Origin of the sequence: Streptomyces sp. NBC_00104 (assembly GCF_045160825.1) — a bacterium.
Taxonomy (GTDB): domain Bacteria; phylum Actinomycetota; class Actinomycetes; order Streptomycetales; family Streptomycetaceae; genus Streptomyces.
Genome location: NZ_CP108215.1, coordinates 6,439,624 through 6,464,583, shown reverse-complemented (window position 1 = coordinate 6,464,583; position 24,960 = coordinate 6,439,624). Strand labels below are relative to the sequence as shown.

The window sequence follows — 24,960 nt, the reverse complement described above, 5'->3', positions numbered from 1 at the left end:
TGCATCTGCCCTTGCATCTGCTGTACGCATCAGAAACCATGGTCCCGCGCCACCGCTGCATCGCAACGACCGCGAACACCCGGGAGTGCCTCGCATGGGGACGAATGGATCGACCATGCTCGAACCCTTACGGCAGGGACTTCCGCCACTTGATCCCGCGACCGTGTCCAACGCCGCGTCCTGTGCGCTGCCGCCCCGCTACGAAGCGGTGCGCGAGGCACGGCAGTTCACCCGGGGCACGCTCGGCCAGTGGCGGCTGGACGACCGTTTCGACGACGTCTGTCTCGTGGTCTCGGAACTCGTCACCAACGCCCTGCGACACGGCCTGCCCACGAGCAACGGGCTCCGCCCGGCCCAGGACCCGCCCGTCCGGCTGCACCTGATGCGCTGGACCGAGCGGCTGGTGTGCGCGGTGCGCGACCCCAGTCACGACAGCCCGGTCACGGGCGACTCCGAGGACTTCTCGGCGGAGTCGGGGCGGGGGCTGTTCCTGGTCGACTCGTTCGCGGACAGCTGGGGCTGGCATCCGCTGGGCGGCGCGCTCAGCGGCAAGGTGGTCTGGGCGCTGTTCCAGGTGCCGCCGGGGCCGGGCCTGCCCTCCGCCCACTGACGAACCGCGGCGCTTTTCGGCGCCGCGGTTCTACGCGTGTCACATCGTCGGGTCCGCCGGCCTCCCGCCGCCGGGCGGGCGTCATCCGACCAGGTGGTCGAACTCACCGTCCTTGATGCCCAGGAGCATCGCCTCGATCTCGGCGCGGGTGTAGACGAGCGCCGGACCGTCGGGGAAGCGGGAGTTGCGTACCGCCACCTCACCGCCGGGCAGCCGGGCGAACTCCACGCAGTTGCCCTGCGAGTTGCTGTGCCGGCTCTTCTGCCAGGCCACCGCGTGGAGCTCGGTCAGCTCCGTCGCGGCCATGCCGTTGTACACGTCATCCACGCCGTACACGTCGTGGTCCACAGGTCGCTCCCCGGGTGGTGCAGTGATGCGCGTGATGCGCATGGGCACTGGTGTGGCCAGTGATGCCAGTGATGCGGTGGTCAACTGCCCCGGATCATAGCTTTGTTCATGTGCTGACGCATGAGCGGATGCACCTGCGCATGCACGGGCAGATGCACGTGCACGAGGGGTGGCCCCACGGTTACAGCACTGGAGAGACGCATGTCGGGGCATTCCTGTTCCATCGGCGGCGCAGGCGGCTCATGTCGTCCTGATTCATGACCCCCTGTCCCTCCCTACGGGGGGCGGGTGCGCGCGGTTCAGGGGGTGGGGCGGCCGTGTGCAGGATGGCGGGAAACGAGTGCCCCCGGGGAGGTCGTGGAGCCTCCCCGGGGGCCGGGTGGGGGTGGTGGTTCGGAGGTTCGGGGTGTGGTGTCAGCGGGTGGAGTACGGGAGGAGCGCCATGTCGCGGGCGTTCTTGATGGCGCGGGCGAGTCGGCGCTGCTGCTGGGCGGTGACGCGGGTGACACGGCGGCTGCGGATCTTGCCCCGGTCGGAGAGGAAACGCCGCAGGAGGTCGGTGTCCTTGTAGTCGATGTAGGTGATCCCGGCCTGGTCCAGCGGGTTGGGGCGGGACTTGGCGGGCTTGCGCTCCGGCTTGCGGGGCATGGCGGTTCAGACCTCCAGGAAGGTGTCGAAGGGGCGCGGCAGCCGTTCCCAGGCGGTGCGGCCGGCGGCGTACTCGGCGTCGGTGAGCAGGCAGGACTCCAGGAGCTGTTCGAGTCCGTCGCGGTCCAGGCCCGGGGAGGTGAAGACGAGGTGCTGGCAGCGGTCGCCGTGTTCCGGGTGCCAGTCGAGGGCGGCTGCGGCCCGGCGGACCGGCGGCACCATGTCCCAGGCGGCGTCCGGGAGCGAGGCGAGCCAGGGGCCGACCGACTCCACGCACAGGGCGCCGCCGGCCGCGTCCCAGTGCAGCAGGGTGTCGGGGCGCTCGGCCAGCCAGAACCTGCCGCGGCTGCGGGCCGCCGCGCAGCAGAGGTCTTCGAGCGCCGCGTACAGCCTCTCCGGGTGGAAGGGGCGGTGGCGGCGCCAGACGAGGGTGGTGACGCCGGATTCGTCGGCGTCGGTGGGCAGGAGGGCGCAGGCGGGGTGCTGGGCGGCGGCGGCCGCGTCCACGTCGAAGCCGGCGAGCGCCGCGGTGATCAGGGCCGGGGGGCGCCGTGCGGAGTGCCGTGGGCTGCCGGGTGCGGGTTCGTCGTGGCTGGTCGCGCCCCGCGGCGGAGCCGCAGATCGATGCTGCCCCGCGCCCCTTTCAGGGCCTCCGGCCACTTCAGGGGCACGCCACCGGCCGCCGATGGGCACCCTCTGTGCCGTCGGGTGGAGTTGGGCCAGTAGGGCCCTGTCCTCGTCGTCCGCCTCCTCCGAGTCCAGGACGGCCAGGACCGGGGCGTATTCGAGTTGGCGGGCGAAGGTGTCGGCGACGGTGCGCTGGTCGGTGGTGGCGGCGGCGAGGCCCCGCTCGGCGAGGTCGTCGCCGTTGCCGAGGTAGGGCAGCAGCAGGGCCGGGTCGACGGCCGTGATCACCGAGGTGAGGCGGAGGCCGCCGGACGCGACCACCTCCGCCATCGCCTTCGGTTCCACCGAGTCCCAGAGTTCGACCACGGCGAGGCGGGTGAGGCCCGCGTCGGCCAGGCGCTCCAGTTCGGGGACGAGGTCCTCGCGGAGGGCGCAGCAGGCGCAGTCGTTGACGAGCGGGGTCTCACCGGTGGAGATGAGGCCCGCCGCGTCCCGGACGGTCCGGACGACCATGGCGTCGGGGCCGTCGGCGGCGGTGGAGAGGTCGTGGTGCAGCGCGACGCTGCCCGCGACCCCGGCGAGCAGCGCCTCGACGGCGGCCCGCCGGGCGTCGGCGTGCAGCCCGCCGACGATCGCGACAGACAGCTGGGTCACGTCGGTCAGCCTCGCTTCTTCCCGGCGCCGTACCGCTTCTCGAACTTCTCCACGCGCCCCGCCGTGTCCAGCACGCGCGCGGTGCCCGTGTAGAAGGGGTGGCTGACGTTCGAGATCTCGACGTCGACCACGGGGTAGGTGTTGCCGTCCTCCCACTCGATCGTCTTCTCGCTCGTCATCGTCGAGCGGGTGAGGAAGGTGTGGTTCGCGGCGCGGTCTCGGAAGACGACGGGCCCGTACGACGGGTGGATGTCCTTCTTCATCGTCGGTCAGCGCTCCTCTCGGAAGTCGACGTGGCGGCCGGCCCTCGGGTCGAACTTGCGCAGCGTCAGCCGGTCCGGGTCGTTCCGGCGGTTCTTGCGGGTGACGTAGGTGTAGCCGGTGCCGGCCGTGGACCGGAGTTTGATGACCGGGCGGAGTTCGTTGCGTGCCATGCTGATACCTTACTGAAAATGAATTCCATTTGCATCACCTGATCGAGAGAGGTGCATCACCTTGTCCGCCCACTGCATGCTGACCGGCGCCCGGCCCGGCTTCGGCAACCGCATCTCGCACTCCCACCGGCGAACGTCCCGCCGCTTCGACCCGAACATCCAGTCCAAGCGCTACTGGCTGCCCAGCGAGAACCGCCACGTGCGGCTGCGGCTGAGCACCAAGGGGATCAAGACCGTGGACGTCATCGGCGTCGAGGCCGCGGTCGCGCGGATCCGCGCCCGGGGGGTCCGGGTCTGATGGCGAAGAAGAGCAAGATCGCGAAGAACGAGAAGCGGCGGGAGATCGTCACGCGGTACGCCGAGCGGCGGGCCGAGCTGAAGGAGATCATCCGGCGGCCGTCCGCCACGGAGGCCGAACGCGACGCCGCCCGGCGGGAGCTGCGCGCACAGCCGCGCGACGCCAGCGCGACCCGCGTCCGCAACCGGGACCAGGTGGACGGCCGGCCCCGGGGGTACTTCCGGACGTTCGGGCTGTCCCGGGTGAGCCTGCGGGAGCAGGCACATGCGGGGTTCCTGCCGGGGGTGCGCAAGTCGTCCTGGTAGGGGCGGAGCGGTCGGGTGCCGTGGTGGCGGGCGTCGTGGCTTGCGACGGGTGGCGGGGCGTCGTGGCTTGCGACGGGTCGCGGGACGTCGCTCGCGGGACGTCGCCGCGTGCGACCGGTCGCGGGACGTCGCCGCGTGCGACTGGCGCCCGGCCGTCGCCGCGTTCGTCGTCCTCGGAGTCCTCACAGTTCCCGGCCATCTGCCGCAGAGCCGCTCCTGGTAGCTTGCCGCTGTCGCCGCGGCGACCGGATCCGGCCACAGCTTTGGGAGACCTCCAGTGACTACGGCGAGTACGGCGACTACGGCACAGCCCGTGACCAGGGCCTCCTCCGCCCGCCGGCGCGTGCGCGTCGCGGCGGCGGCGGCCGGGCTCGCGGCCGCGCTCGTGCTGACCGGGTGCAGCGGTGACGGCGGCGACTCCGACGCCAAGGAGTCGTCGACCGCCCCGACGCCGACAGACAGCGCGGACGGCGGCGGCTCCGGGGACTCCTCGGACTCCTCCGGCGCCGAGACCGAACTGCAGGGCAGCTGGCTGGCCACGACCGGCGGCAAGCCGGTCGCCCTGTTCGTCAACGGCGCCGAGGTCGCCGTCTTCGTGGGCAAATCCGTGTGCGGCGGCAAGGTCTCCGACGCGGCGAACATGCAGATGATCAGCCTCACGTGCCAGGACGGCAGCGACGACCGCACCGAGGGCATGGTGGACAAGGTGAGCGCCAAGTCCCTCACGATCACGTGGGAGGGCGGCGTCGGCGAGGAGACGTTCCAGAAGGCGGAGGGGTCCATGCCGTCGGGGCTGCCGACGGATCTGCCCACGGCGAGCGCCGGGTCGTAGATCGGGCGTACGGCGAGCCGCGGATCGTAGATCATGTGTCGGACGGGCCGCGGAACCTCCGGGTTTCGCGGCCCGTCCGCACGTTCACACCACCACCGGCTGTGCTGTGACAGCCACGAACTCCACCGGGATCCCCATGCGCACCGCTCCGACCGCCATCGCCGCCGCCCTCCTCGCGGCCCTCGCACTCACCGCCTGCGGCGGGGGTGACGGGGGTGACGGAGGTGACGACGGCAAGACCAGTGCCGCCACCCCCGAGAGCGCGAAGGGGAGCGCCTGTACGGCCGCGCAGGCCGGGTTCGAGGTCGGGCCCAGCAGCGCCGCCCCGGCCGCCGGCGACGAGGGCGGCGTGCCGGTCACCGTCACCAACAAGGGCGACGCCGCCTGCACGCTGAAAGGCCTCGCCGGGGTCGACCTGGTCGCCGGCGGCAGGTCCTGGGCGCTCCAGCCGCAGGAGGGCGCGTCCCCGGACACCGAGGTGACGCTGGAGGCCGGTCAGGCGATGACCTTCACCATCACCTACGTGCACGGGGTCGCCGGGGACTCGGAGAAGAGCGCCGCGGTGGACGAGCTGAGGCTCACCCTGCCCGGAGACAGCAAGGTCAGCAGCTTCAAGTGGCCGGACCCCGAGGTCGCGGTGAAGTCCGAGAGCACGCTGGACGCGACGGTGGGGCCGTTCCTGCCGGCGGGCGACTGAACCGCCGCGTACGGGTCATGACGGCAGCCGGGGCCGCGCCCCGACCTGGGCACGGTCGGCCGCCTCCGCCCCCTGCCGCCAGCCGGCCAGGTCGCTGACGCCCCGGACGCGGGTGGTGACCGTGTCCGGGAACATACGGGTGACCTGCTCGCGGACGGCGACATCGCGGGCGGCGAGCACGGGCAGCAGGTCCTGTTCCGGGGCGCCCGCCCCGCCCGTGCCCGCGCTCTCGGCCTCCGCCTCGGCGACCTGGGCCTCGGCGACCGCCGCCAGCCGGTCGCCGATGCGGTGGGCGTAGGCGGCCAGGAAGGACTGCCGGAAGGTCTTGGTCCGCTTGCGGCCGCCCTTGCGCTGGGCGGCCTCCGCCTTCGTCAGGGCGGTGGTGGCCTGGACGAGGAGCGAGGTGTGCAGCAGCTCGACCGCCTCCAGGTCGGCCTCGAAACCGACGACCGTGGAGAAGCCGAGGTCCTCGTTCCAGACGGCCTCGCAGCGGTTGGCCCGGGCGACCGCGTCCAGGAGCACCGCCTTGGCCGTCTCGTACGGCGGTTCGACACCGATCCGGCACGCGCCGGGCGCGTTCTTGCTGTGCGCGCGGGCCGCTATCAGCGCCTCGTCGATGCTGTGCCGCGCCATCAGCTCCTGCGCCTTCGCGCTGAGGGCCTCCGCCTCCTCCGGGAAACCGGTCGCCTCCGCCTTGGCGAGGAGCGCGCGGATCCGGCTGAGCATGCGGGATTCGGGGTGGGGCGAGTTCTGTGCGCCGCCGGTCGACTGCGGGCGGTCCAGGGGTTCGAGGGTGGGGAGGCGCAGGAGGAGGCGGTACAGCTCCAGGGCCGCGGTGGCGTGCGAGAAACGGTCCGCGCGGGTGGGGTGCGCGGCGAGTTCCCTGACCTCGTCGAGCTGGGCGGCCCAGCGGGGGCCGGGCGGTGGCTGTCGTTTGCCCGCCTCGGGCCCCTGCTCGTGCTCCTGCTCGTGCTCCTCGACGACGAGCCGCGCGAGGAGTCGTAGGTGCTCGTCCTCCAGCTCGCGCCGCACGAACCGTACGACGTCGGCGGGCTGCCAGCCGCGCCGCCAGGCCCCGGCGACGAACTCCCGTCCGCGCCGGGCGAGTTCCACGTCCGCCGCCGGGTCGGCGGCGAGCAGGGAGGCGCCGGTGTCGAGGGCGGCGTCGGTGTCGGCGTAGAGGGCCGCCTCGAAGGCGCGGTCCACCGTGCTGGTCGTACTCACGTGTTCGATCGTGTCATGGCGTGGGGGTGGTGGAGGGGGGCGGTCGCCCAAGGCGGTGGACGGGGACGGCCCAGGCGGTGGACGGGGGCGGTCGTCCAAGGCGGTGGACGGGGGCGGGGGTAGGGCCGGCCCTACCCCGAGGACGCCCCCCAGGGGTCGTGTGCGGGCGGGGCTCGGACGGTTCGCTTGGGGCATGACCACGACAGGGACGGACAGGGCCTCGGCAGGGGCGGAAGAGACGGGGTTCGCGGCCGTACGCGTACGCGGCCTGCGGCGGTCGTACGGGGAGGTCGTCGCCCTCGACGGGGTGGACCTCGACCTCGGGGCCGGGACCTTCACGGCGGTGATGGGGCCGTCGGGGTCGGGGAAGTCGACGCTGCTGCAGTGTGCGGCGGGGCTGGACCGGCCGTCGGGCGGGACGGTGCGGGTCGACGGGGTGGAGCTGGCCGGGCTGAGCGAGCGGCGGCTGACGCTGCTGCGCCGGGAGCGGATCGGTTTCGTGTTCCAGGCCTTCAACCTGCTCCCCTCCCTCACCGCCGCGCAGAACGTCGCCCTGCCGCTGCGGCTCGCCCGGCGGCGGCCCGCGCGTGGAGCGGTGCGCGAGGCCCTGGCCCGGGTGGGGCTGGCGGAGCGGGCCGGACACCGGCCGGCCCAGCTGTCCGGCGGACAACAGCAGCGGGTCGCCCTGGCCAGGGCGCTGATCACCCGCCCGGCGGTCCTCTTCGGCGACGAGCCCACCGGGGCGCTCGACACCACGACCAGCCGTGAAGTGCTGAGGCTGCTCCGGGAGTTGGTGGACCGGGAGGGCCAGACCACGGTCATGGTCACGCACGATCCGGTGGCCGCGTCGTACGCGGACCGGGTGGTGTTCCTGGTCGACGGGCGGGTGAGCGGGGAGGTGACCCGTCCGTCCGTGGAGAGGGTGGCGGCGTACATGGCGGGGCTGGAGCGGAGGGCCGCGGCGCCGGGCGACGGGGTCGCGGGGGCGGCCCGGGGCGCGGTTCGGGAAATCGCCGGGGCGGTCGGGGACGGGGCGGTCGGGGGTGTGACGTGCTGACCCTGGCGTCGTTGCGTACGCGGTGGGCGGCGCTGATCGGATCGTTCGTCGCGGTGGCGTTGGGGGTCGGGGTGATGACCGCCATGGGGCTCGGGCTCGCGGCGACGCTCGACCCGCCCGCGCGTGCGCCGGAGCGTTTCGGCTCCTCCCCCGTCGTGGTGGCGGGCCTGGACAGGCTCACGGTGGAGGTGCGGCGGGGGCCGGGCACGGCCCGGGTGTCACAGAAGCTGGCGTATCCACACCCTGTGGACGAACGACTGCTCGCCGAGCTGCGGAAGCTGGGGCCGGTGACGATGGGGTCGCAGGAGGAGATCCGGGCGGCCGGGGTGGACGCGGCCGGGGTGGACGCGGTCGGGGTGGACGCGGTCGGGGTGGACGCGGCCGGGGTGGACGCGGCCGGGGTGGACGCGGCCGGGGTGGACGCGGCCGGGGTGGACGCGGCCGTCGCCGACGTACGGGCGGTGGTCGGGGATCGGGCGCGGGTGCTGACGGGTGACGCGCGGCGGCGGGTGGATCCGTCGTACGAGCGGGACGCGGAGGCGCTGGTCGCCGTCAACTCGCTGCTGGGGACGGCGGGCGGGGTCACCACGTTCGTGTCGGTGTTCGTGACGGCGTCGACGTTCGCGTTCGTGGTGGCGCTGCGGAGGCGGGAGTTCGGGCTGTTGCGGATGGCGGGGGCGACACCGGGCCAGGTACGGCGGCTGCTGCTCGGGGAGGCTCTGGCGGTCGGGGTCGTGGCGTCCGGCGCCGGGTGTGCGCTGGGGGCGTGGGGGGCGCCCGTGCTGGTACGGGCGTTGGTGGACGGCGGGGTCGCGCCGACGTGGTTCGCGGTGCCGGGTGCGGTGGTGTGGCCGTACCACGTGGCCTTCTGGACGGGGGTGTCGGTCGCGCTCGCGGGGGCCTGGGTGGCCGCGCGGCGGGCCGGGCGGATCGGGCCCGTGGAGGCGTTGCGCGAGGCGTCCGTGGACACGGGGGTGCTGCCGCTGTCGCGCCGGGTGATCGGTGCTGTCCTGCTGGCGGGTGGACTGGGATTGCTGGCCTGGAAGGTGGGGACCGACCCCGCCGAACTGCTGAAGCGGAAGACGTACACCACCCAGCCCATGCTGCTGATCACGGCGGCGGCCGCGCTCGCACCGCTGCTCGTCCGGCCGGTCGTACGGCTGGTGGGGGCGGTGCTGCCCGGGGCCGCGGGGCTGCTGATCCGGGAGAACGCGGCCACGTCCGTACGCCGTACCGCCGCCGTCGCCGCGCCCGTGCTGGTGACCGTCGCGCTGGCCGGTTCGCTGCTGGGGGCCGCGGGGACCGTGGCACGGGCGAAGGGGGCGGAGGCGGAGGCACGGACCCGGGCGGACTTCGTGGTCACGGGTGAACCGGGTGGGGGGTTGCGGACCGACGTGGCCAGGGGCACCGGGGCGACGGCGACTGTGGCCGGGTCGGCTTCGACCGCCGTGTATGTGGTGGAGGAGGGGAGCGCGCTCGTGCGGTCGGACGCGCGGGCCGTGGCGGATGTGGCGGCCTTCGCGTCGGTGGCGCGGCTGCCGGTGGTCGCCGGTGACGTGCGGGAGCTCGACGACCGGTCGATCGTCGTGAACGAGGAGTGGGAACGGCATGAGGTCGGGCAGAGCGTGCGCGTGTGGCTCGGGGACGGGCGTCCGGTACGGCTGCGGATCGTGGCGGTGCTCGCGCGGGGCACCGGGGACAACGGGGCGTATGTGACGGCCGCGAACGCCGGCGGGGCGGTGGTGGACCGGGTCGAGGTGCGGGTGGGGAGCGGGGCGGACCGGGCGGGGGTCGCGGCGGCGCTGGAGGGGGCGGCGGCGGGGGCCGGCGGGACGGTGCGGTCGGCCGAGGAGTGGCTCGCGGCGAACCGGCCCGGCACCAGGGCGCACACCCGGCTGGGGTTCCTCGTGGTGCTGGGCATCGCCCTCGTGTACGCGGGGATCGCGCTGGCCGGGACGCTGTTGATGGCCACGTCGGCGCGGGGTGCGGAGCTGCGGTCGCTACGGCTGGCCGGGGCCACTCGCGGGCAGGTGCGGGTGGTCGTGGTGGGTGAGGCGCTGGTCGCGGTCCTGGTGGGAGTGGTGCTGGGAGTGGCGGTCACCGCGGTGAACCTGGCGGGGGTCGTGGGTGCGTTGGGGATGGTGTCGGCGCCGGTGGGGGTGGCTGTGCCGTGGGAGGTGGCCGGGGCGTGCGTGGGGGTGTGCGGGGTCGTGGCCGTGGTCGCGGTCGCCGGGGCGGTGGGGCGGCGGTGAGGTGAGGGGCGTCAACCGGGGTGGGTGTGCGTGTCGGGGGGGCGAGTGCGGGTTCGGGTGGCGAAGGCGTCTGGTGCAGGTGCGAGGACGATCGCCGCGGTGTTGGGACGGCCGGTGGAGACGGTGCGGGGCTGGCTGCGGCGGTTCGAGCAGCAGGCTGAGCACGTTCGCGTGTACTTCACGATGCTGCTGGTCGACACCGGACCCGATCCCGTCCCGCCCGCCGCGTCTCGTCAGCTACGAGCGGTGGGGTTCTGGAGTATCGAGTACCGCGCTCAACGCCCCTGGGTACGGCTGGACCTGACGTGCAGGACAAGCGAGACGACCGCACAGGTCACGACGGCGAAGATGGCGCCGCCATAGTTGTCCTGGATGCTGCCGGCTGCGATCAAGGTCCCGAGCCCGAGACCCGAGCTGACTCCGGCCCGCGTCGCCTCTGGTCTCCCCCGCTTTCCCGAGCGGCGCCCGGTTCACCCATTCGAAGAACTCCATCGCGGCCGCCCACGCCTGGCTGATGGGGCCACCGCCCGGGACTGGTTCGCCCGCTCACCCCGGCGGCTCTCCCCCGGTCGGCGGCGTCGGCAGCCTCACCATGATCGGCCTGGGCATCACCGTCGCCGCGACCGGCCGCAAGGGCTGAGGCCCGGACGCCCGCGTTGTCATGGCCATCCCCTAAGGTGATCGCCTAGTTACTGGATTTTCTCATGTGTGGTAACCGGGGGAGTAGCTCAATGAGGGATGGCCGACGGATCCGCGCGCCCAGGCGGTGGGCGTGTGCCGCTGTCGTCGTCATGACCGCACTGTCGGCGTGCGGCAACGGCGACACGGCGGACACGGCCGAAGCCGGAGGAGACGAGTCGCCGGCAGCGTCAGGGACCCCCTCGCCGGGCAAGAACGCGACCGCCCAACCCGAACCGAAGAAGATGCCTTCGGCGCGCGAGCCCGTGCTGCACGTGGACGGCAAGTACACGTACACCGTCCAGATCCTCAAAGCCGAGACCGCGGTGAACGTCCCAGGCACTCCTCCGCCGGCCGGCACGATGGCGCTCACCCTGCTCCTGCGCGTGGAGGCCGAGCCCCGCAACCGCAGCATTCACGCGCCCTACGCGGCGCTGGCGATCGACTATCCGAGCCTCAAGGACGAGCTTGATTCGCACATCGGGGGCGTACTCGACGGCGCAACGCCGTACATGACCGAGGACCAGATGCTTTACGGCGGCGAGGGAGCGAAGGGTATCGACTCGGTGTTCGGCACCCTCCAGCCGAACACCGTGTACTACCACTGGGCCTGGCAGATCGTGTCGGAGAAGGCGAACCTGGAGGGCGCCACACTGTGCGAGCGGGGAATCTCGGATGTCAGTTGCATCCCCGTCGGTGACATCACCGCCGCCGAATACTGACGCGGGGCGCCTGGCCTCAGCCGTCCTTCTCGGTGTCGGTCCCGCCGTCACCGCCGCCCGCCGAACTCCCACTCGTGCACCTCACCTTGGTTTTTATGGTCTGAGGTCGAAATGATTCTCGAACTAGGTCGCTCACCTGCGCGTTCGCCGGACGTAGGGGCGGCCTTCGTCTGATCCTGTCGCTCTGGCGTCTACGGTTTCAGCATGTCCGCTACAACAGCGCTGCCGCCGGCGATGGCCGAGGAACTCCTGCATCCCGTCCTTCCCACTGCGCCCGTCGGGGAGGTCGTTCTGCGTACTGGTGGGGAGCTGAGCACGATCTTCGAGATCCGGTTCGTCGGGGCGGCCGAGCCGGTCGTAATCAAGATCTATGACGATCAATGGCGCTGGAAACAGGAGAAGGAGATCTACGTCTACCAGCTGCTTCAGCAGCACGGTGTCGGGCCGGTGCCGGCCGTGTTGCACCATGGGGACGCCGACAACGCGCTCGGGCGCTGCTACACGGTGATGACGATGCTCAGGGGCCAGCCGTTGTCCGCCGTCAGCCACGCCCTCGACAGGGCATCGCTGCGGGAGATCTACCGCCAGATCGGGGGCTGCATGGCTGCGGTCCACCAGATCCCGCAGGGCGCCTACGGATACCTCACCACGCGGGTTTTGGATCCCGAGCCGACGAACACCGCCTATATGACAAGGCAGTTCCACAAGAAGCTCAGGGAGTACGCCGATCACGGGGGCGATGCAGCACTCGCGACGGCCATCGAAGCGAAGGTCGCTCGGCAGGCCGACCTGCTCGGCGCGTGCCGACATGCCGTGTTGTGCCACAACGACTTCCACGAGGGCAACGTCCTGGTCGCCGAGGAAGGCGGCGGATGGCAGGTCAGCGGCTTCATCGACGTGGAGAACGCGATCGCCGCGGACCCGCTGATGGACGTGGCCAAGACCGACTACTACTCCGTCCACGACGACCAGGACAAGCGCGAAGCGCTCTGCGACGGCTACGGCACGCTGCCCGCCGACTGGAGCGAGCGGGTCGGCCTCTACCGCCTCTACCACGCTCTGGAGCTGTGGGACTGGCTCGCCTCCATCCGCAACACGGCGCCGTTGGAGAGCATCACCGACGACATCCGGCGGATGACGGCCTGATCTTGAGTACCGAATACAGATGGTGAACCACCGGCATTTCGCCGATGAAAACGACACCTTGCCGACGACGGCCCCACCTGAACACCCAACGGTGGGGCGTCGCCGTCAGAGTCCATGGGCATCGTGAACGTCGCCTTCGTCGGCATCTTCAACGCCGGGCAACACCCGCGCCCCTTGCGGGGCCCCGTTGTTCAGCCTGCGTGCCATGTCCCAGTGGGTGGAACGGGGTCGCCCTCCCCTGCCCGAACTGTCAAGCATGGCCTCATGGTTGACGGATCTCTTTACGTGGCGTTTCTGGTGGCGGCGTTCGCGCTCTGTGTGACGCCGGGGCCCGACATGATGTTCATCGTGGCTGTCGGGGGGCGGGGCGGGCCGGCGGTCGGGGTGATGGCGGCGGCGGGCGTGGCGAGCGCGATGCTGGTGCACACCGTGGCGGCGGCGCTGGGGCTCTCGGTGCTGTTCGAGGCGCTGCCGGTGCTCTACTACGTGCTGCGGTGGCTGGGGGCCGCGTATCTGCTGTACCTCGCGGTGAAGGCGTTCCGGGACCGGTCGGTGCCGGGGGACGACGGCGGCGCCGGCTCCGGAACGGCGGCGGACGGCCGTGCGGGCGCCGGGCTGCGGCGGGCCTTCTGGCAGGGCGCCGTCACCAATCTCCTCAACCCCAAGGTGATCCTCTTCAACGTGGCGTTCCTGCCGCAGTTCGTGGACCCCTCCCTCGGCCACGTACCCGGCCAACTCCTGCTGCTCGGCTGCACCATCGTGGTGATGGGCTTCCTGTGGGACGGCTCGGTCGGGCTCGTCGCCGGTCGCCTCACGCGGGTGCTGCGCCGCAGTCGCCGGGTGGCACGGGGGCTGAACATCTTCACCGGGACGGTGTTCGCGGGGCTGGCGGTGCGGCTGGCGACCTCGCCGAAGTGAGGGCGGAGCCGGACGCCCGCCAAGTGTCAACTTCAGGTTGACACCCCTCCACCGTCAACCTACGGTTGACACATGACGACGAACCCGCGCATCACCGCGTCCATCCGTCTCGACGAACTCATCGACGCCATCAAGAAGGTCCACCCGGAACCGCTCGACCAGCTCCAGGACGCGGTGATCGCCGCGGACCACCTCGGCGAAGTGGCCGACCACCTGATCGGCCACTTCGTGGACCAGGCCCGGCGTTCGGGCGCGTCCTGGACGGAGATCGGCAAGAGCATGGGGGTGACGCGGCAGGCGGCGCAGAAGCGGTTCGTGCCGAAGGGCGAGGGCGATCTCGACCCCAGCCAGGGGTTCAGCCGCTTCACCCCGCGCGCCCGGAACGTGGTCACGGCCGCGCACAACGAGGGCAAGGCCGCCGGCGCCGTCGAGGGGCTGCCCGCCCACCTCGTCCTCGGCCTGCTCGCCGAACCGGAGGGGCTCGGGGCCAAGGCGATCGTCGCGCAGGGCGTCTCCCCCGAGGCCGTACGGGAAGCCGCCACAGCCGTCCTGCCGCCGGCCTCCGCCGAGGTGCCCGAGCTCATCCCCTACGGCTCCGAAGCCAAGAAGGTCCTCGAACTCACCTTCCGCGAGGCCCTCCGCCTCGGCCACAACTACATCGGCACGGAACACATCCTGCTCGCCCTGCTGGAGTTCGAGAACGGGGAGGGCGTGCTGAGCGGCCTTGGCGTGACCAAGGAGGCCACGGAGGCGGACGTGGCGGATGCGCTGCGGGCGCTGGAAGAGGGACGGGGTCACTGAGCCCTTGTCAGCAAGGTGCTGTGCGGAATCTCGCCTTGGCACCTACTGAGATCGTTTCATTCTGAATTGCCTGGTCAAGCCTATGGTGTGAGTCGAGGCTGAAGGACTCGTGCTGGCAGGGGGCGTAGAGCGGAGTTTCGCATGGCGGGGCGGCTTCCGGGCGCCTGCGGATCCGATGGGAACGGCGAGCCCAAATACACAAAACGTTCCTTGAGCTCGCCCGCTGCCTCATCGTCTGCCGGCAGCACAAGTCGATTTGTTAGTCGCTGCCTGTGGTCTCACCTGTCAGGATCACCCTCACACCGGCCTCACGCAGGGCCATACAGGTCGCATCGTCTTCAGATGCGTTGGTGATGAGCGCATCCAGGTCCTCGGGTCCGCAGATCTTCACCATGCCGGTTCCGGGGAACTTGCTCTTGTCGGCCAGGAGCACCACCCTGTCGCCGGCGGCAATCATGGCGCGTCGGGCTGGCACCTCGGCCACTGTGGTGTCCATGATCTGGCCCCCGGGGCGGAGGCCACAAGCGCCCATGAACAGCCAGTCGACGTGAACTTGGCGGAGGTTGTCCTCCGTCATGAAACCGTCCAGCATGCGTGACTCACGGATGACCATGCCCCCGAGCAGCATCAGGTCGATGTTCTCGTCATCGATGAGTTCGTCATACACGGCGAGGTTGTTGGTGATCACGGTAAGTCGGCGACCGTGCAGTTGCAGTGCCAGCCGGTGAACCGTTGTGCCGCTGTCGAGAATGATCGACTGACCGTCCTCGATCATTGCGGCCGCTCGGGCGGCAATGGCGTCCTTCTCCGCCACCAGCATCTCGGCGGCCTCGTTGAAGGGAGCTCGCTCCTCGTCGATGACCGCTCCACCATGGACACGAGTGAGCAGTCCGTCCGCCTCCAGCTTGAGGAGGTCACGGCGGATTGTCGCTCCGCTGGCATCAAGCTGCTCGGCGAGGTCGGCCACGGAGGCGGTGCCGCCAGAACGGAGGGCCCGCAAAATGAGTTGGTGTCGTCGTTCAGCCAGCACGCAACGGGACACTACACGCCGCCGACCGACGCAATCCGCTGACTTCTAGCCGCAGTTGACGACTACTCATGTTCCTGCGGCGGTGCGGCCCTTGCACTGAAATACCGAACTCCGGGTCCGGTCGGTTCAAACCGTTTGAAGGCAGCTCCGGTCGCTACGCGTCGCAGAAGAATCGGTCGCCATGATGCACAGGGCAGGTGATTCTGGGAGCCGTCCGCCTCTGTCAGCCCCAGTAAGTCAACCGCCGTTCGTCGATGCCCGGGCGGCCAGGAGCGGAATGGATGCGATGCGACGGAGGTGGAGCTGATGCTGTCCCTGGTCGACGCCGAGCATCTGCACGCTGCCCTGTGCCGCGCCCTCGACGGGCACCCGGCGCCCCCGGCCGCGCCGGAGTGCCGCCAGCCTGTTCAGACCTCGCGCGGCAACGCCCACATCGTGGGCCGGGCGTAGCCGGTCCCCGTCCGGGGCCCAGCAGCACCCCCGACAGACGTGTGTGCCCGTGCTGTCGGGGTGCTCGCTCGTCCACGACGGCCGGCCCACCGCCGGGCCCGCCCGCCGCTCCCGGTCATTGTCAGACCCCCCTGCCACACTCGCACCCATGACCGACCGGTGGGCGCTCGCGACGACCGAGGACGGTGGCGTGGAGGTCGCCCCCCTCGGGGCCGACGGCGTGCTCGCGGGGCCGGTGACCTGGGAGGCGGATCCGGCGGAGGCTGTGCGACGGCGGCAGCCGGACGTCGGTCGGTGGGTGTGGCGGGCCACCACCGAGATCTACCCCCGTCTGCTCGCCGAGGGCATCCGCGTGGAGCGGTGCTACGACATCGAGGACGCCGAGAGCCTGCTCCTGGGGCACGAGGGGCGTCTCGGGGAACCCCGGTCCGCCGCCGCCGCTCTCGCCCGTCTGCGCAACGCACCCGTCCCGCCGGATCCGCCCCTCCGCTCCGCCGACCCCGGTGCCCAGCCCTCCCTCTTCGAACCCCGCCCCGTCCACGTCCCCCTCACCGACCTCGTCGAGGTGTACGCGGACCAGCAGCGACGGCACGACGCCACCGCCCACCCGGACCGGATGCGGCTGCTGACCGCCGCCGAGTCGGCCGGGATGCTCGTCGCCGCCGAGATGAACAGGGCGGGGTTGCCGTGGCGGGCCGATGTGCACCGGGAGGTGCTGCACGAGATGCTCGGCGAGCGGTACCCGGGCGGGGGCGAACCACGTCGCCTCGCGGAGCTCGCCGAGGAGGTGTCGAACGCCTTCGGGCGGCGGGTGCGGCCCGATCTGCCCGCCGATGTCGTCAAGGCCTTCGGGCAGGCCGGGATCCGGATCGGCTCCACCCGCCGCTGGGAGATCGAGACCCTTGATCACCCTGCCGTGAAACCCCTCCTCGCATACAAGCGGCTGTACCGGATCTGGGTCGCCCACGGCTGGTCCTGGCTGCAGGACTGGGTGCGGGACGGGCGGTTCCGGCCCGAGTTCCTCGCGCACGGCACCGTCACCGGGCGGTGGGTCACCAACGGCGGGGGCGCGCTCCAGATCCCCAAGGTGATCCGCCGCGCCTGCGTCGCCGACCCCGGCTGGCGGCTCGTCGTCGCCGACGCCGACCAGATGGAGCCGAGAGTGCTGGCCGCCATCTCCCGCGATCCCGGGCTCATGGAGGTCGCGGGCCGCGCGACCGACCTCTACCAGGCCGTCTCCGACCGCGCCTTCTCCGGGGACCGGGCGCAGGCCAAGCTCGCCGTGTTGGGTGCCGTGTACGGGCAGACCTCCGGGGACGGCCTCAAGAACCTCGCCGCGCTGCGCCGACGGTTCCCCCGCGCCGTGCGGTACGTCGACGACGCGGCCCGCGCGGGCGAGGAGGGCCGGCTCGTACGGACCTGGCTCGGGCGTACGTGTCCACCGGCGGCCGGGGCTTCGGATGCGGCGGGCGAGGAGGCGGGCCTCCCCCAGGCCGACAGCGACCTCGGACCCTCGGAACAGGGACAGGGACAGGGACAGGGGAGTGAGTGGGTGCCGGGGTACGCCTCCACCAACTCCCGCGCCCGAGGCCGCTTCGCCCGCAATTTCGTCGTCCAGGGCAGCGCCGCCGACTGGACCCTGCTCCTCCTCGCCGCCCTCCGCCGCGCCCTCGACGGCATGGCCGCGGAGCTGGTCTTCTTCCAGCACGACGAGGTGATCGTGCACTGCCCGGCTCAGGAGGCGGAGGCGGTCGTGGCGGCGATCCGGGAGGCGTCGCTACTGTCGGGACGGCTGACGTTCGGGGAGACGCCGGTGCGGTTTCCGTTCACCACGGCGGTGGTGGAGTGTTATGCGGAGGCGAAGTGAGCACGATCGACCGAGGAACAGCGGTACCGGCTCATGGGCGCGGGTTGCAGGGAACCGGTCGCGCCGTTCCCCGCGCTCGTACGTTTGTGGTGATCGGCGAACTCGATACTCCATGACCACCGGGAGCCGTGCCTTCGCGTGAACCTGCTGGTCCAGTGCGAGTCACCATCATGGCCGACAGGACCCGACCGGCTGCGCCGGACCGACCGCGAGAACGACGAAAGTCCAGGCCCTGAAGGGTACATGACGGCTCGTCAGCGAAGGCCAAGTGATCATTTGACACTTCAAGTATCAATGCGCAATTGTTTTCCTCACTTCCTCGATAACACCGAGGGAGCCCATGAGTGGGCCATTCAGCAGCACCTACCCCTGTTTATCTGGCCCACATAACGCCGCCACCCCCACAGAAAACGATCCTGGATATATCCAGGAGAGAGGCGTGTAATCAAATGGCGAAGATATTGCGCACGATTTCGGCAGTCGCTCTTACCACTGTCAGCATCACCGGCCTGGCCCTGTCCGGAACGGCCCAGGCCGCGACGTACCCGTCGGTCAAGGTCAAGGTCTGCAACGCGACGGACCGGGACCGCGTGTACCAGATCGAGGGGCTGAACCAGGACAACGCATGGACGAGCTACTACGAGGGTGACACCATCAAGGCGAACGGCGGCTGCCACACCGTCAGTTGGTGGTGGAAGACCGGCCAGAACGTGAAGATCAGCACCTTCCCCACCCGCTGGGACCCCGACACGGACAGGTGGACCGGCCGTGGCTACATCCTTCCGGCGGATGCGAAGAACGGCAGTACGCGAACCGCCACAGTCGAGTGGTAGAGAACAGAACCACATGGCGTAGTCGGTAAATAAGCCGACCCGTGCACAGTCAGGCACGGTCCTGCCGGATGCGGTGCGATCACCATGCCGCGCTCCGGGCAGGACCGTGCCCTGGTGATCCGCCGCGCCCGGGCTGGTCAACCACTCCCCGCGCCCCTTATACAGCGCGGTCCTTCAGCAGTTCTCTCAGCTCCACCGCCACCGTCGAGTCCGTGCCCTCCAGGATCGACTGTGCGCGCTCCCATTCGCGGTACGCCTCCTCCATACGGCCCCCGGCCCGCAGCAGCAGCCCCCGCTGGTGCCGGGCCAGGCCCACGGCGTACTGGTCGGCGCGGCGCTCGGCGAGGTCGAGGAGGACGGCGCACTCCTGGGCCGCGCGGTCCGGGTGGCCGAGTTCGCGCAGGGCCCGTACCAGGCCGAGCCGGGACTTGGACTCGCCCTGCCAGTCCTCGTCGTCGCCGAGGATGCGCAGGCTCTGCTCGAAGTTGCGTACGGCGGCGGCCGGTTCGCCGAGGCGGAGGTGGGCGTAGCCGATGTTGCAGTGCGCGGTGTGCCGTACGACGAGACTGTCAGCGATCTCGCCCAGCGCCAGGCTCCGTTCGTGGTGGGCGATGGCGGCGCGCGCGTCGGTGTGCTTGTACAGGTTGCCGAGGTGACTGAAGGTCACCGCCTCGCCGTAGGGGTCACCGAGTTGCCGGGAGAGCTCCAGGCTCTGCCGGAGCGTCTCCTCGCTCTCCTCGTACCGGCCGAGGCTCTCCAGTACGAGCCCCCGGTTGTTCAGGCAGCGCCGTACGCACGACACCACTCCGAGGCGGCGCCACAGCTTCAGGCCCTCGTCGTTGAGGGCGAGCGCCTCCGAGGCCCGGCCGGACATGAAGTGCAGCCCCGCGCGGTCGGTGAGGGCGAACGCCTCCGCCTCGTCTTCGCCGAGGGACCGCGCCACGTTCAGCGCGTGCCGTCCGAGCACGTCCAGCTCGGCGAGCCGGCCGCCCCGGTGCAGATAGGGGAAGAGGTGGCGGACCAGGGTGGGGACGAGTGCCGCCGCGCCCGTCCCGGCCGTGCCTGCGGTGCGGCCGTCGCCGTGGTCGCGGGCGCAGCGTTCCACCAGGGCGACGATGGTGGGGAGTTCGCGGTCGCCCCAGGCGAAGGCCTCCTCGGCGGAGGTGAAGGGCGGTTCCGTGGGCGGGCGTTCCTCGGGGGATTCCGCAGCCGGGGCCGCGCCCGCCGGCTCGGACGTCTCCGGCCTCGTGCGGAGGCGTTCGTCGCGCTCGTACCCCGGTGGCAGCATCACCAGCAGGCTCTGCCGGGCGCGACCGGTGTACCAGCGCAGGGCCTGCTCCACGGCCGCGGCGGTCTCGGTGGCGGTGGCCGAGTCGGCGAGTTCACGGGCGAAGTGACGTACGAGGTCGTGGGGGACGTACCGGCCATACGTCGTCTCCTCCAGGAGGGCCACGTCGACGAGGCGGTCGAGGGCGGCCTCGGCGCGGGACTCGTCGGTGCCGGTGAGGCGGGCGAGGAGGGGTGCGCCGTAGGCGGGCAGGTCGAGGGCGCCGATGCGGCGGAGGGCGTGGGCGGCGTCGCGGTCGGCCTCGCGGTCGGAGGCGTGCAGGGCCTCGTGGGCGACGGCGAGGGAGCGGCGGACGCTCAGGTCGTCATATTCGAGGTGCTGCAACCGCCCTTCCGTGGCGGCCAGTTGGCCTGCCAGCGCGTCCGGGGTGAGAGCGCGCCGGGCCGCGAGGCGGGCCGCGACGACGCGGAGGGCGAGCGGGAGGCGGCCGGTGAGTTCGACGAGGGGGTGCGCGGCGTCCAGACCCGCCGCGCGGCCCGAGGCGGCCCGCAGCAGGGCCGCGCTCTCGTCGTCCGACAGCGGGGCGAGCGGGAAGCGGTGGGCGCCGTCCAGCGCGGTGAGCGGCGAACGGCTCGTCACGATGACCGCGCAGCCGGGGCCCGCCGGGAGCAGGGGGCGCACCTGGGCGGCGTTCGCGGCGTCGTCCAGGACCATCAGGGTCCGGGTGGGGGCGAGGGTCGAGCGGAGTAACGCGGCCGCCGCGTCCGGGTGTTCGGGGATGCGGCGGGGGGCGGTGCCGAGGTCTCGGAGCAGGGCGGCGAGGGCCTGGGCCGGGGTGAGGGGGGTCATGCCCGGGGTGGCGCCGTGGAGGTTGATGTACAGCTGGCCGTCGGGGAAGTGTTCGGAGAGTTCGTGGGCGAGGTGGAGGGCGAGGGCGCTCTTGCCCACGCCGGCCATGCCGCTGATGACTGCCGTCGGCGAAGCGGGGCGCCTCTGGGCTCGGGGGAGACTGCGCGTCGGCGGATGCGGGCTCGTTGTGGCTGGTCGCGCAGTTCCCCGCGCCCCTGGCGGGGTGGGGGCGCAGGTCTCGTCACATGCGCCCCCGGCCAACTCCTGGCGCAGCTCCGCCAGTACCTCTGTCCTGCCTGTGAAATAGGCCGGGGGTGGCGGGAGTTGGGCCGGGCGGGGCGGGGGTTCCTCGGCAGGGGGGTCGGGTGGGGTCGGGCGGGGCTCGGCGGGCTGTTCGCGCAGGATCTCCACGTGGGCGTCACGTACGGCGTGGCCCGGCTCCACGCCGAGTTCGTCGAGGAGGCGGGCTCGGAGGTCGCGGTGCACGGCGAGGGCCTCGGCCTGGCGGCCCGTGCGGTGCAGGACGAGCATGAGGAGCCGGTGGAAGGCCTCGCGCAGGGGGTGCTCGGCCACGAGGGCGGCGAGTTCGGGGGCGAGCGCGCCGAGCGCGTGCGCCCCGGCGGGTTCCGCCTCCGCCCTGCCGGGTCCCGCCCCGCCGGGTCCCGCCCTGTCGGCCGCGAGGTGGAGTTCGGCGTCGTACCGTCGCTCCAGGAGCAACAGCCGTGCCTCCTCCAGGCGTTGGACGAAGGCCTGGGCGCGGAACTCCTCGACCGGCAGACCGCCGAGCGGTTTCCCCCGCCAGAGGGCGAGCGCGGCGGTGGACTCGCGTACGGTCCGGGCCCAGTCGCGCTCGGCGTGGGCGGTGCGGGCGGCACGGGCGTGGCTCTCGAAGACGCGGACGTCCAACTCGCCCTCGTCCACCCGCAGCAGATAACCGGGCGGGATCGCGCGCAACCGCTCGGGGTCGTCCAACAACCTGCGCAGCCGGGTCACATGGTTCTGCAGGGAGGCCTGCGCGGAGGGCGGTGGCGCCGCGTCCCACAGCACGTCCTTCAGGGTGTCGACGGAGACGACCCGCCCAGGTTCGAGCAGCAGTGCGACGAACAGGGCTCGCATCTTGCCGCTGCCGACGGACCGTACGCCGCCACCGGAGCCACCGGCCGCACGGCCGCCACCGGAACCCGCGGCGTCCCCGGCGACTTCGGTGTCATCCGCGCCCCCGGCCCCGTACAGAACCGGCGGACCGAGCAGTCCGAACCGCAGCCCGTCCCGCATAGAACCCGTCCGCTGCCTTTCCGCACCGTCGTTCCGGGCCCACCCCACGGCGACCTGCCGCCGCCTCCCGTACGGCTCCTCGTGGAACCGTTGGGCTCATGTTAGCGATCCGTTGGCGGGACCTGATGTGATCACTTCATCGGATCCGGCGACGACGGCGCACGCGTGAGACGCGTAGCTCGGGGGAGTGCCGCCGCCGTCGCCGGATCCGGGAACCGCACAAAGCGCTGTGCCCCGGTCGGCGGGGGTGAACGACCGGGGCACTCGTGTGTGCGGGATGTGGCGTGGGGCGGCCCTACGGGATCGACGGGCGGCTGTGCGCCACGGGATCGACGGGCGGTTCCGCCCTACAGAATCGGCGGACGGCCGAGCCGCGTCAGGCGCCAGACGGTCCGCCAGCTCATGGGCCGGCGCTCGCCGCCCGACTCGCGCCAACCCTCCACGAAGCCGCCGAACCACGCCTTCAGGCCGCCCGCCGAGCGCGTGCGCAGCAGGGTGATGAGGACCCAGACCCCCAGGTGCACGGGGATGAGCGGGAGCGGGAGGCGGCGGCGGGCGAGCCAGACGCGGTTGCGGGCGTTGACGCGGTAGTAGATGGCGTGCCGCGCGGGTGAGGTCTTCGGGTGCTGGAGCAGCAGTTCGGGGGCGTACAGCACGGTCCAGCCGGCGTCGAGCGCCCGCCAGGCCAGGTCGGTCTCCTCGTGCGCGAAGAAGAACTCGGCGGCCCAGTCGCCCGTCTCACCGAGCATGGTCATGGAGAGGGCGTGCCCGCCGCCGAGGAACCCGGTGACCGGACCGCCGCGCATCGGGTCCTTCGCGCCGACCCTCGGTACGTGCCGCCGCTGGGTCTCGCCGTGCTCGTCGGCGATCCGGAACCCGACGATGCCGAGGCGCGGGTCGGCGGCGTACAAGTCCCGTACGCGGCGCAGCACATCGGCGTCGACGAGCAGCCCGTCGTCGTCCAGTTCGACGACGACGTCGACGTCACCGAAGGCCCGCAGCCGCTCCAGGGCGACGTTCCGGCCGCCGGGGCAGCCGAGGTTCTCGTCCACCTCGATGAGGGTGACCTCGCCGGGCAGTTGGAGCCGTTCGGCGAACTCGGGGAGGGGGCACCCGTTCCCGACGACGACGATCCGCTCGGGCGCGACGTCCTGCTTGGCCACGGAGGCGAGCAACGCGTCCACCTCCGCGGGCCGATTGCCCATCGTCACCACGGCGACAGCGACCCGAGGCCCGGCCTCCACCACGACACCAACCCCATTCCGTCCACGGACCGCCGACGACGACCGGCGCGGCCGACGACCGTCGACCCGGTTCCCGTCCTCCACCGACTGTTTACGGCCGGGATGCTAGTCGTTCACGCCGGAGACTTCGCATCGACTCCTCGACTTCGCTGTTCAGGCCCTTCGCCGTCCCGCCGCGCGGCCCGCGCCACTCCACCGACTCCATTTGTCCCCCGCGCACTTGATTACGGATCAGGCCCCCGCCGACGCCGGTCATTCTCGGCCGTTTCCGCTCTGCGCGACCGTTTCCGCCCTGCGACGGTCCGCACGGCCCTCACCGCGTTCACGGCCTTCTCCGGAGCCGGCTGCCTGGATCTACGCTTCCGGCATGGTGGAGCGGAGATGGCGGAGAGAGCTGCGCGGGTCGCGGGTGTGGCGCGTGCCGGTCATGACGCCGGAGGAGGCGGTCCGGTGGAACGCTGTCAAGCGGTACGTCCAGCCGCGCGCCGACCGGCGGAGCATCGGCCGTTACGGGGAACTGCTGAGCGGCCGGTTCCTGCGGTTCGAGGGGGCCACCCGGAGGCGGTTCCTGCACCCTCTGCTCGCCGACGCCGCGTCCATCCCGGACGCCGACCTGGACGCCCTGCTCTTCGAGGGCTGGCGGCCCCGTCTCACCGCCGCGTGGCTGATCGGCATATCCCGGCGGACCTCCTACCGCCCCCGCCTCGGTGAACTGCTGCTGGCCAGCGAGACGGTGTACGCGGGCCTGGGCTACTGCTTCGCCCTGGCCCGTTTCGGCACCGACGAGGACGCGGAGATCCTCGCCGCCTACCTGAACCGTTATCTGCCCCGCACCGACCTCCGCTACGACCAGCCCGTGGCCATGGGGGCCCTCCTGTACGTCGACAGTCGTCTGGGCACGACCCACGCGGCGCCCTTCGCCGCGCCCGGCGGCCCCTACCAACGCTGGGTGGACACCGTCGTCCACGAGTCGGACCGCCCCGCGTACGCCTCCGACCGGGAGCTCACGGGCATGACCCGCCTCTGCGACTTCGCCGACGGCTGGACCACGCCGGACTGAGGTGACGACTTCCTCGACGGCGGCACCGCGTCGCCCGGCTGAGGTGACGGGAGGCCGAGGACGACTCCGGTGGACAGGTGCGAGCGGACCGGGGCAGTCGCGGCTCTGGTGGGGGTGTTGTTCCTCGGCTAGGGTCCCGCCCCATGATCTCTGGGGCAGAGCCGGCTGTCGACGCGACGGTCGTGCGGTACGGTCGGCGGCGGTTTCTCTGGAGCCTGTTGTTCGTGCCGGTGACGCTCGTCTCGGGTGGGCTCGGCGTGGTCGAGGCGGTGTACGGCCGCGACAGCGACGGCCTGTTCGCCTTCTGGGGCCCCGTGTTGTTCCTCCTGATGGCGCTGCTGTTCGCCGTTCCGGTCGTCTCCGCCTGGCGGACCCGCCGATGGGTGGCAGCCTTCGACGCGACGGGATTCTGGTGGATCCGGGGCAAGGAGATCGCGCTGATCCGCTGGGACTCGCTCGCCGGAGTGGGTGTCTACTGGACGCACCAGATCTCCACCGTCGAACTGTGCCCCCGGGACGAGATCGACCGCGACGACCCGCTGCTGTGGCAGTTCGTCCGTGACACGGAACCGCTCCGGCCCGGACTGCCCCGCCTGCGCTACCGCATCCGCCTCCCCCACGCCCACAGGCCCTACGAGCAGGCCCTGCGCCGGTGGGCGCCCGAGCTGTGGTTCGGCGTGGTGCCGCAGCCGCCGTCGTACGCGGGACGGCCCGACCGGGCGGGACACCGGGAGCGCACGGCGAGGCGCGGAGAGGGCTGACCGCCGGCGTCACACGCCCTCTCCCACGGTGACGGGACGTGTCAACTCCCGT

At 71.8% G+C, this 24,960-nt stretch carries 26 protein-coding genes and 2 pseudogenes; 19 read left to right on the top strand and 9 right to left on the bottom strand.

Going from position 1 to position 24,960, the window contains the following annotated elements:
• Positions 1–94 precede the first annotated feature (94 nt).
• Positions 95–610, top strand: coding sequence for an ATP-binding protein (locus tag OG272_RS28445; RefSeq protein WP_326579412.1), 516 nt, complete (start codon positions 95–97; stop codon positions 608–610).
• Positions 611–691: 81 nt separating this feature from the next.
• On the opposite strand, the gene OG272_RS28440 is transcribed toward OG272_RS28445, so the two are convergent.
• From OG272_RS28440 to rpmG, 5 genes are all read right to left on the bottom strand, one after another.
• The gene (locus tag OG272_RS28440) at positions 692–958 is read right to left on the bottom strand and encodes a DUF397 domain-containing protein (protein WP_033524685.1); all 267 of its coding nucleotides are present in this window, start codon (positions 956–958) and stop codon (positions 692–694) included.
• A gap of 414 nt (positions 959–1,372) precedes the next feature.
• Positions 1,373–1,606, bottom strand: a complete 234-nt coding sequence (gene rpsR / locus OG272_RS28435; protein ID WP_326579417.1) for a 30S ribosomal protein S18 — start codon at positions 1,604–1,606, stop codon at positions 1,373–1,375.
• 6 nt (positions 1,607–1,612) lie between these two features.
• Complete coding sequence (locus OG272_RS28430) at positions 1,613–2,887, bottom strand: CobW family GTP-binding protein (protein WP_405895164.1); 1,275 nt, start codon at positions 2,885–2,887, stop codon at positions 1,613–1,615.
• A gap of 5 nt (positions 2,888–2,892) precedes the next feature.
• A complete protein-coding gene (locus OG272_RS28425; RefSeq protein ID WP_033524682.1) occupies positions 2,893–3,150 on the bottom strand; it encodes a type B 50S ribosomal protein L31 in 258 nt (85 codons plus the stop codon).
• Positions 3,151–3,156: 6 nt separating this feature from the next.
• Positions 3,157–3,321, bottom strand: a complete 165-nt coding sequence (gene rpmG, locus OG272_RS28420) for a 50S ribosomal protein L33 (RefSeq protein WP_326579422.1) — start codon at positions 3,319–3,321, stop codon at positions 3,157–3,159.
• Positions 3,322–3,382: 61 nt separating this feature from the next.
• Between rpmG and rpmB the strand changes: the two genes are divergently transcribed.
• From rpmB to OG272_RS28400, 4 genes are all read left to right on the top strand, one after another.
• On the top strand, positions 3,383–3,619 hold the full coding sequence (gene rpmB / locus OG272_RS28415; protein ID WP_028796437.1) for a 50S ribosomal protein L28: 237 nt from the start codon (positions 3,383–3,385) through the stop codon (positions 3,617–3,619).
• Complete coding sequence (rpsN, locus tag OG272_RS28410) at positions 3,619–3,924, top strand: 30S ribosomal protein S14 (RefSeq protein ID WP_327728352.1); 306 nt, start codon at positions 3,619–3,621, stop codon at positions 3,922–3,924. The genes rpmB and rpsN overlap by 1 nt, the downstream gene beginning before the upstream one ends.
• Positions 3,925–4,237: 313 nt before the next feature.
• Positions 4,238–4,756 (top strand): hypothetical protein, encoded by a 519-nt coding sequence (locus tag OG272_RS28405; RefSeq protein WP_327728354.1) that lies wholly within the window; start codon positions 4,238–4,240, stop codon positions 4,754–4,756.
• A 136-nt stretch (positions 4,757–4,892) separates the two neighbouring features.
• Complete coding sequence (locus OG272_RS28400; protein ID WP_405895163.1) at positions 4,893–5,453, top strand: DUF4232 domain-containing protein; 561 nt, start codon at positions 4,893–4,895, stop codon at positions 5,451–5,453.
• Between the two features lie 15 nt (positions 5,454–5,468).
• Here the strand turns inward: OG272_RS28400 and OG272_RS28395 are convergent, their stop codons facing one another.
• Positions 5,469–6,677, bottom strand: a complete 1,209-nt coding sequence (locus OG272_RS28395) for a DUF2786 domain-containing protein (RefSeq protein WP_405895162.1) — start codon at positions 6,675–6,677, stop codon at positions 5,469–5,471.
• Positions 6,678–6,870: 193 nt separating this feature from the next.
• On the opposite strand from OG272_RS28395, the gene OG272_RS28390 reads away from it, so the two are divergent.
• The 9 genes and pseudogenes from OG272_RS28390 to OG272_RS28350 all read left to right on the top strand — a co-directional run.
• Complete coding sequence (locus OG272_RS28390) at positions 6,871–7,734, top strand: ABC transporter ATP-binding protein (protein ID WP_327728357.1); 864 nt, start codon at positions 6,871–6,873, stop codon at positions 7,732–7,734.
• Complete coding sequence (locus OG272_RS28385) at positions 7,728–9,986, top strand: FtsX-like permease family protein (RefSeq protein WP_405895161.1); 2,259 nt, start codon at positions 7,728–7,730, stop codon at positions 9,984–9,986. Before OG272_RS28390 ends, OG272_RS28385 begins: the two co-directional genes overlap by 7 nt.
• A 99-nt stretch (positions 9,987–10,085) precedes the next feature.
• A complete protein-coding gene (locus OG272_RS28380) occupies positions 10,086–10,349 on the top strand; it encodes a hypothetical protein (protein ID WP_326579440.1) in 264 nt (87 codons plus the stop codon).
• 156 nt (positions 10,350–10,505) lie between these two features.
• Positions 10,506–10,626, top strand: a pseudogene (locus OG272_RS28375) (lysine transporter LysE); the annotation flags it as partial.
• Positions 10,627–10,777: 151 nt separating this feature from the next.
• Positions 10,778–11,386, top strand: coding sequence for a hypothetical protein (locus tag OG272_RS28370; RefSeq protein WP_326579442.1), 609 nt, complete (start codon positions 10,778–10,780; stop codon positions 11,384–11,386).
• A 204-nt stretch (positions 11,387–11,590) separates the two neighbouring features.
• Positions 11,591–12,532, top strand: coding sequence for a phosphotransferase family protein (locus OG272_RS28365; protein WP_405895160.1), 942 nt, complete (start codon positions 11,591–11,593; stop codon positions 12,530–12,532).
• A gap of 264 nt (positions 12,533–12,796) precedes the next feature.
• Positions 12,797–13,450, top strand: coding sequence for a LysE family translocator (locus OG272_RS28360; RefSeq protein ID WP_405895159.1), 654 nt, complete (start codon positions 12,797–12,799; stop codon positions 13,448–13,450).
• Positions 13,451–13,522: 72 nt separating this feature from the next.
• Entirely contained in the window at positions 13,523–14,251 is a 729-nt protein-coding gene (locus tag OG272_RS28355; RefSeq protein WP_327728361.1) for a Clp protease N-terminal domain-containing protein, read from the top strand.
• 124 nt (positions 14,252–14,375) lie between these two features.
• Positions 14,376–14,514, top strand: a pseudogene (locus tag OG272_RS28350) (IS5/IS1182 family transposase); the annotation flags it as partial.
• Here OG272_RS28350 and OG272_RS28345 read toward each other — a convergent pair.
• The gene (locus tag OG272_RS28345) at positions 14,511–15,281 is read right to left on the bottom strand and encodes a DeoR/GlpR family DNA-binding transcription regulator (protein ID WP_327728362.1); all 771 of its coding nucleotides are present in this window, start codon (positions 15,279–15,281) and stop codon (positions 14,511–14,513) included. The pseudogene OG272_RS28350 and the gene OG272_RS28345 overlap by 4 nt on opposite strands.
• 306 nt (positions 15,282–15,587) lie before the next feature.
• Between OG272_RS28345 and OG272_RS28340 the strand changes: the two genes are divergently transcribed.
• The 3 genes from OG272_RS28340 to OG272_RS28330 all read left to right on the top strand — a co-directional run bounded on the left by OG272_RS28340 (position 15,588) and on the right by OG272_RS28330 (position 18,431).
• Entirely contained in the window at positions 15,588–15,731 is a 144-nt protein-coding gene (locus OG272_RS28340) for a hypothetical protein (protein WP_327728363.1), read from the top strand.
• Between the two features lie 148 nt (positions 15,732–15,879).
• On the top strand, positions 15,880–17,598 hold the full coding sequence (locus OG272_RS28335; protein ID WP_327728364.1) for a bifunctional 3'-5' exonuclease/DNA polymerase: 1,719 nt from the start codon (positions 15,880–15,882) through the stop codon (positions 17,596–17,598).
• A 449-nt stretch (positions 17,599–18,047) separates the two neighbouring features.
• Complete coding sequence (locus OG272_RS28330; protein ID WP_326579473.1) at positions 18,048–18,431, top strand: hypothetical protein; 384 nt, start codon at positions 18,048–18,050, stop codon at positions 18,429–18,431.
• A 157-nt stretch (positions 18,432–18,588) separates the two neighbouring features.
• Here OG272_RS28330 and OG272_RS28325 read toward each other — a convergent pair whose 3' ends face one another.
• Both OG272_RS28325 and OG272_RS28320 read right to left on the bottom strand, forming a co-directional pair.
• The gene (locus tag OG272_RS28325; RefSeq protein ID WP_405895158.1) at positions 18,589–21,843 is read right to left on the bottom strand and encodes a BTAD domain-containing putative transcriptional regulator; all 3,255 of its coding nucleotides are present in this window, start codon (positions 21,841–21,843) and stop codon (positions 18,589–18,591) included.
• A 347-nt stretch (positions 21,844–22,190) separates the two neighbouring features.
• Positions 22,191–23,090 carry a glycosyltransferase gene (locus OG272_RS28320; protein WP_327728366.1) on the bottom strand — a complete coding sequence of 300 codons (900 nt, stop codon included), beginning with the start codon at positions 23,088–23,090 and terminating at the stop codon, positions 22,191–22,193.
• Positions 23,091–23,454: 364 nt separating this feature from the next.
• Between OG272_RS28320 and OG272_RS28315 the strand changes: the two genes are divergently transcribed.
• Entirely contained in the window at positions 23,455–24,147 is a 693-nt protein-coding gene (locus OG272_RS28315) for a DUF6000 family protein (protein ID WP_327728367.1), read from the top strand.
• 143 nt (positions 24,148–24,290) lie between these two features.
• A complete protein-coding gene (locus tag OG272_RS28310) occupies positions 24,291–24,908 on the top strand; it encodes a hypothetical protein (RefSeq protein WP_327728368.1) in 618 nt (205 codons plus the stop codon).
• The last annotated feature ends 52 nt before the right edge of the window (positions 24,909–24,960 follow it).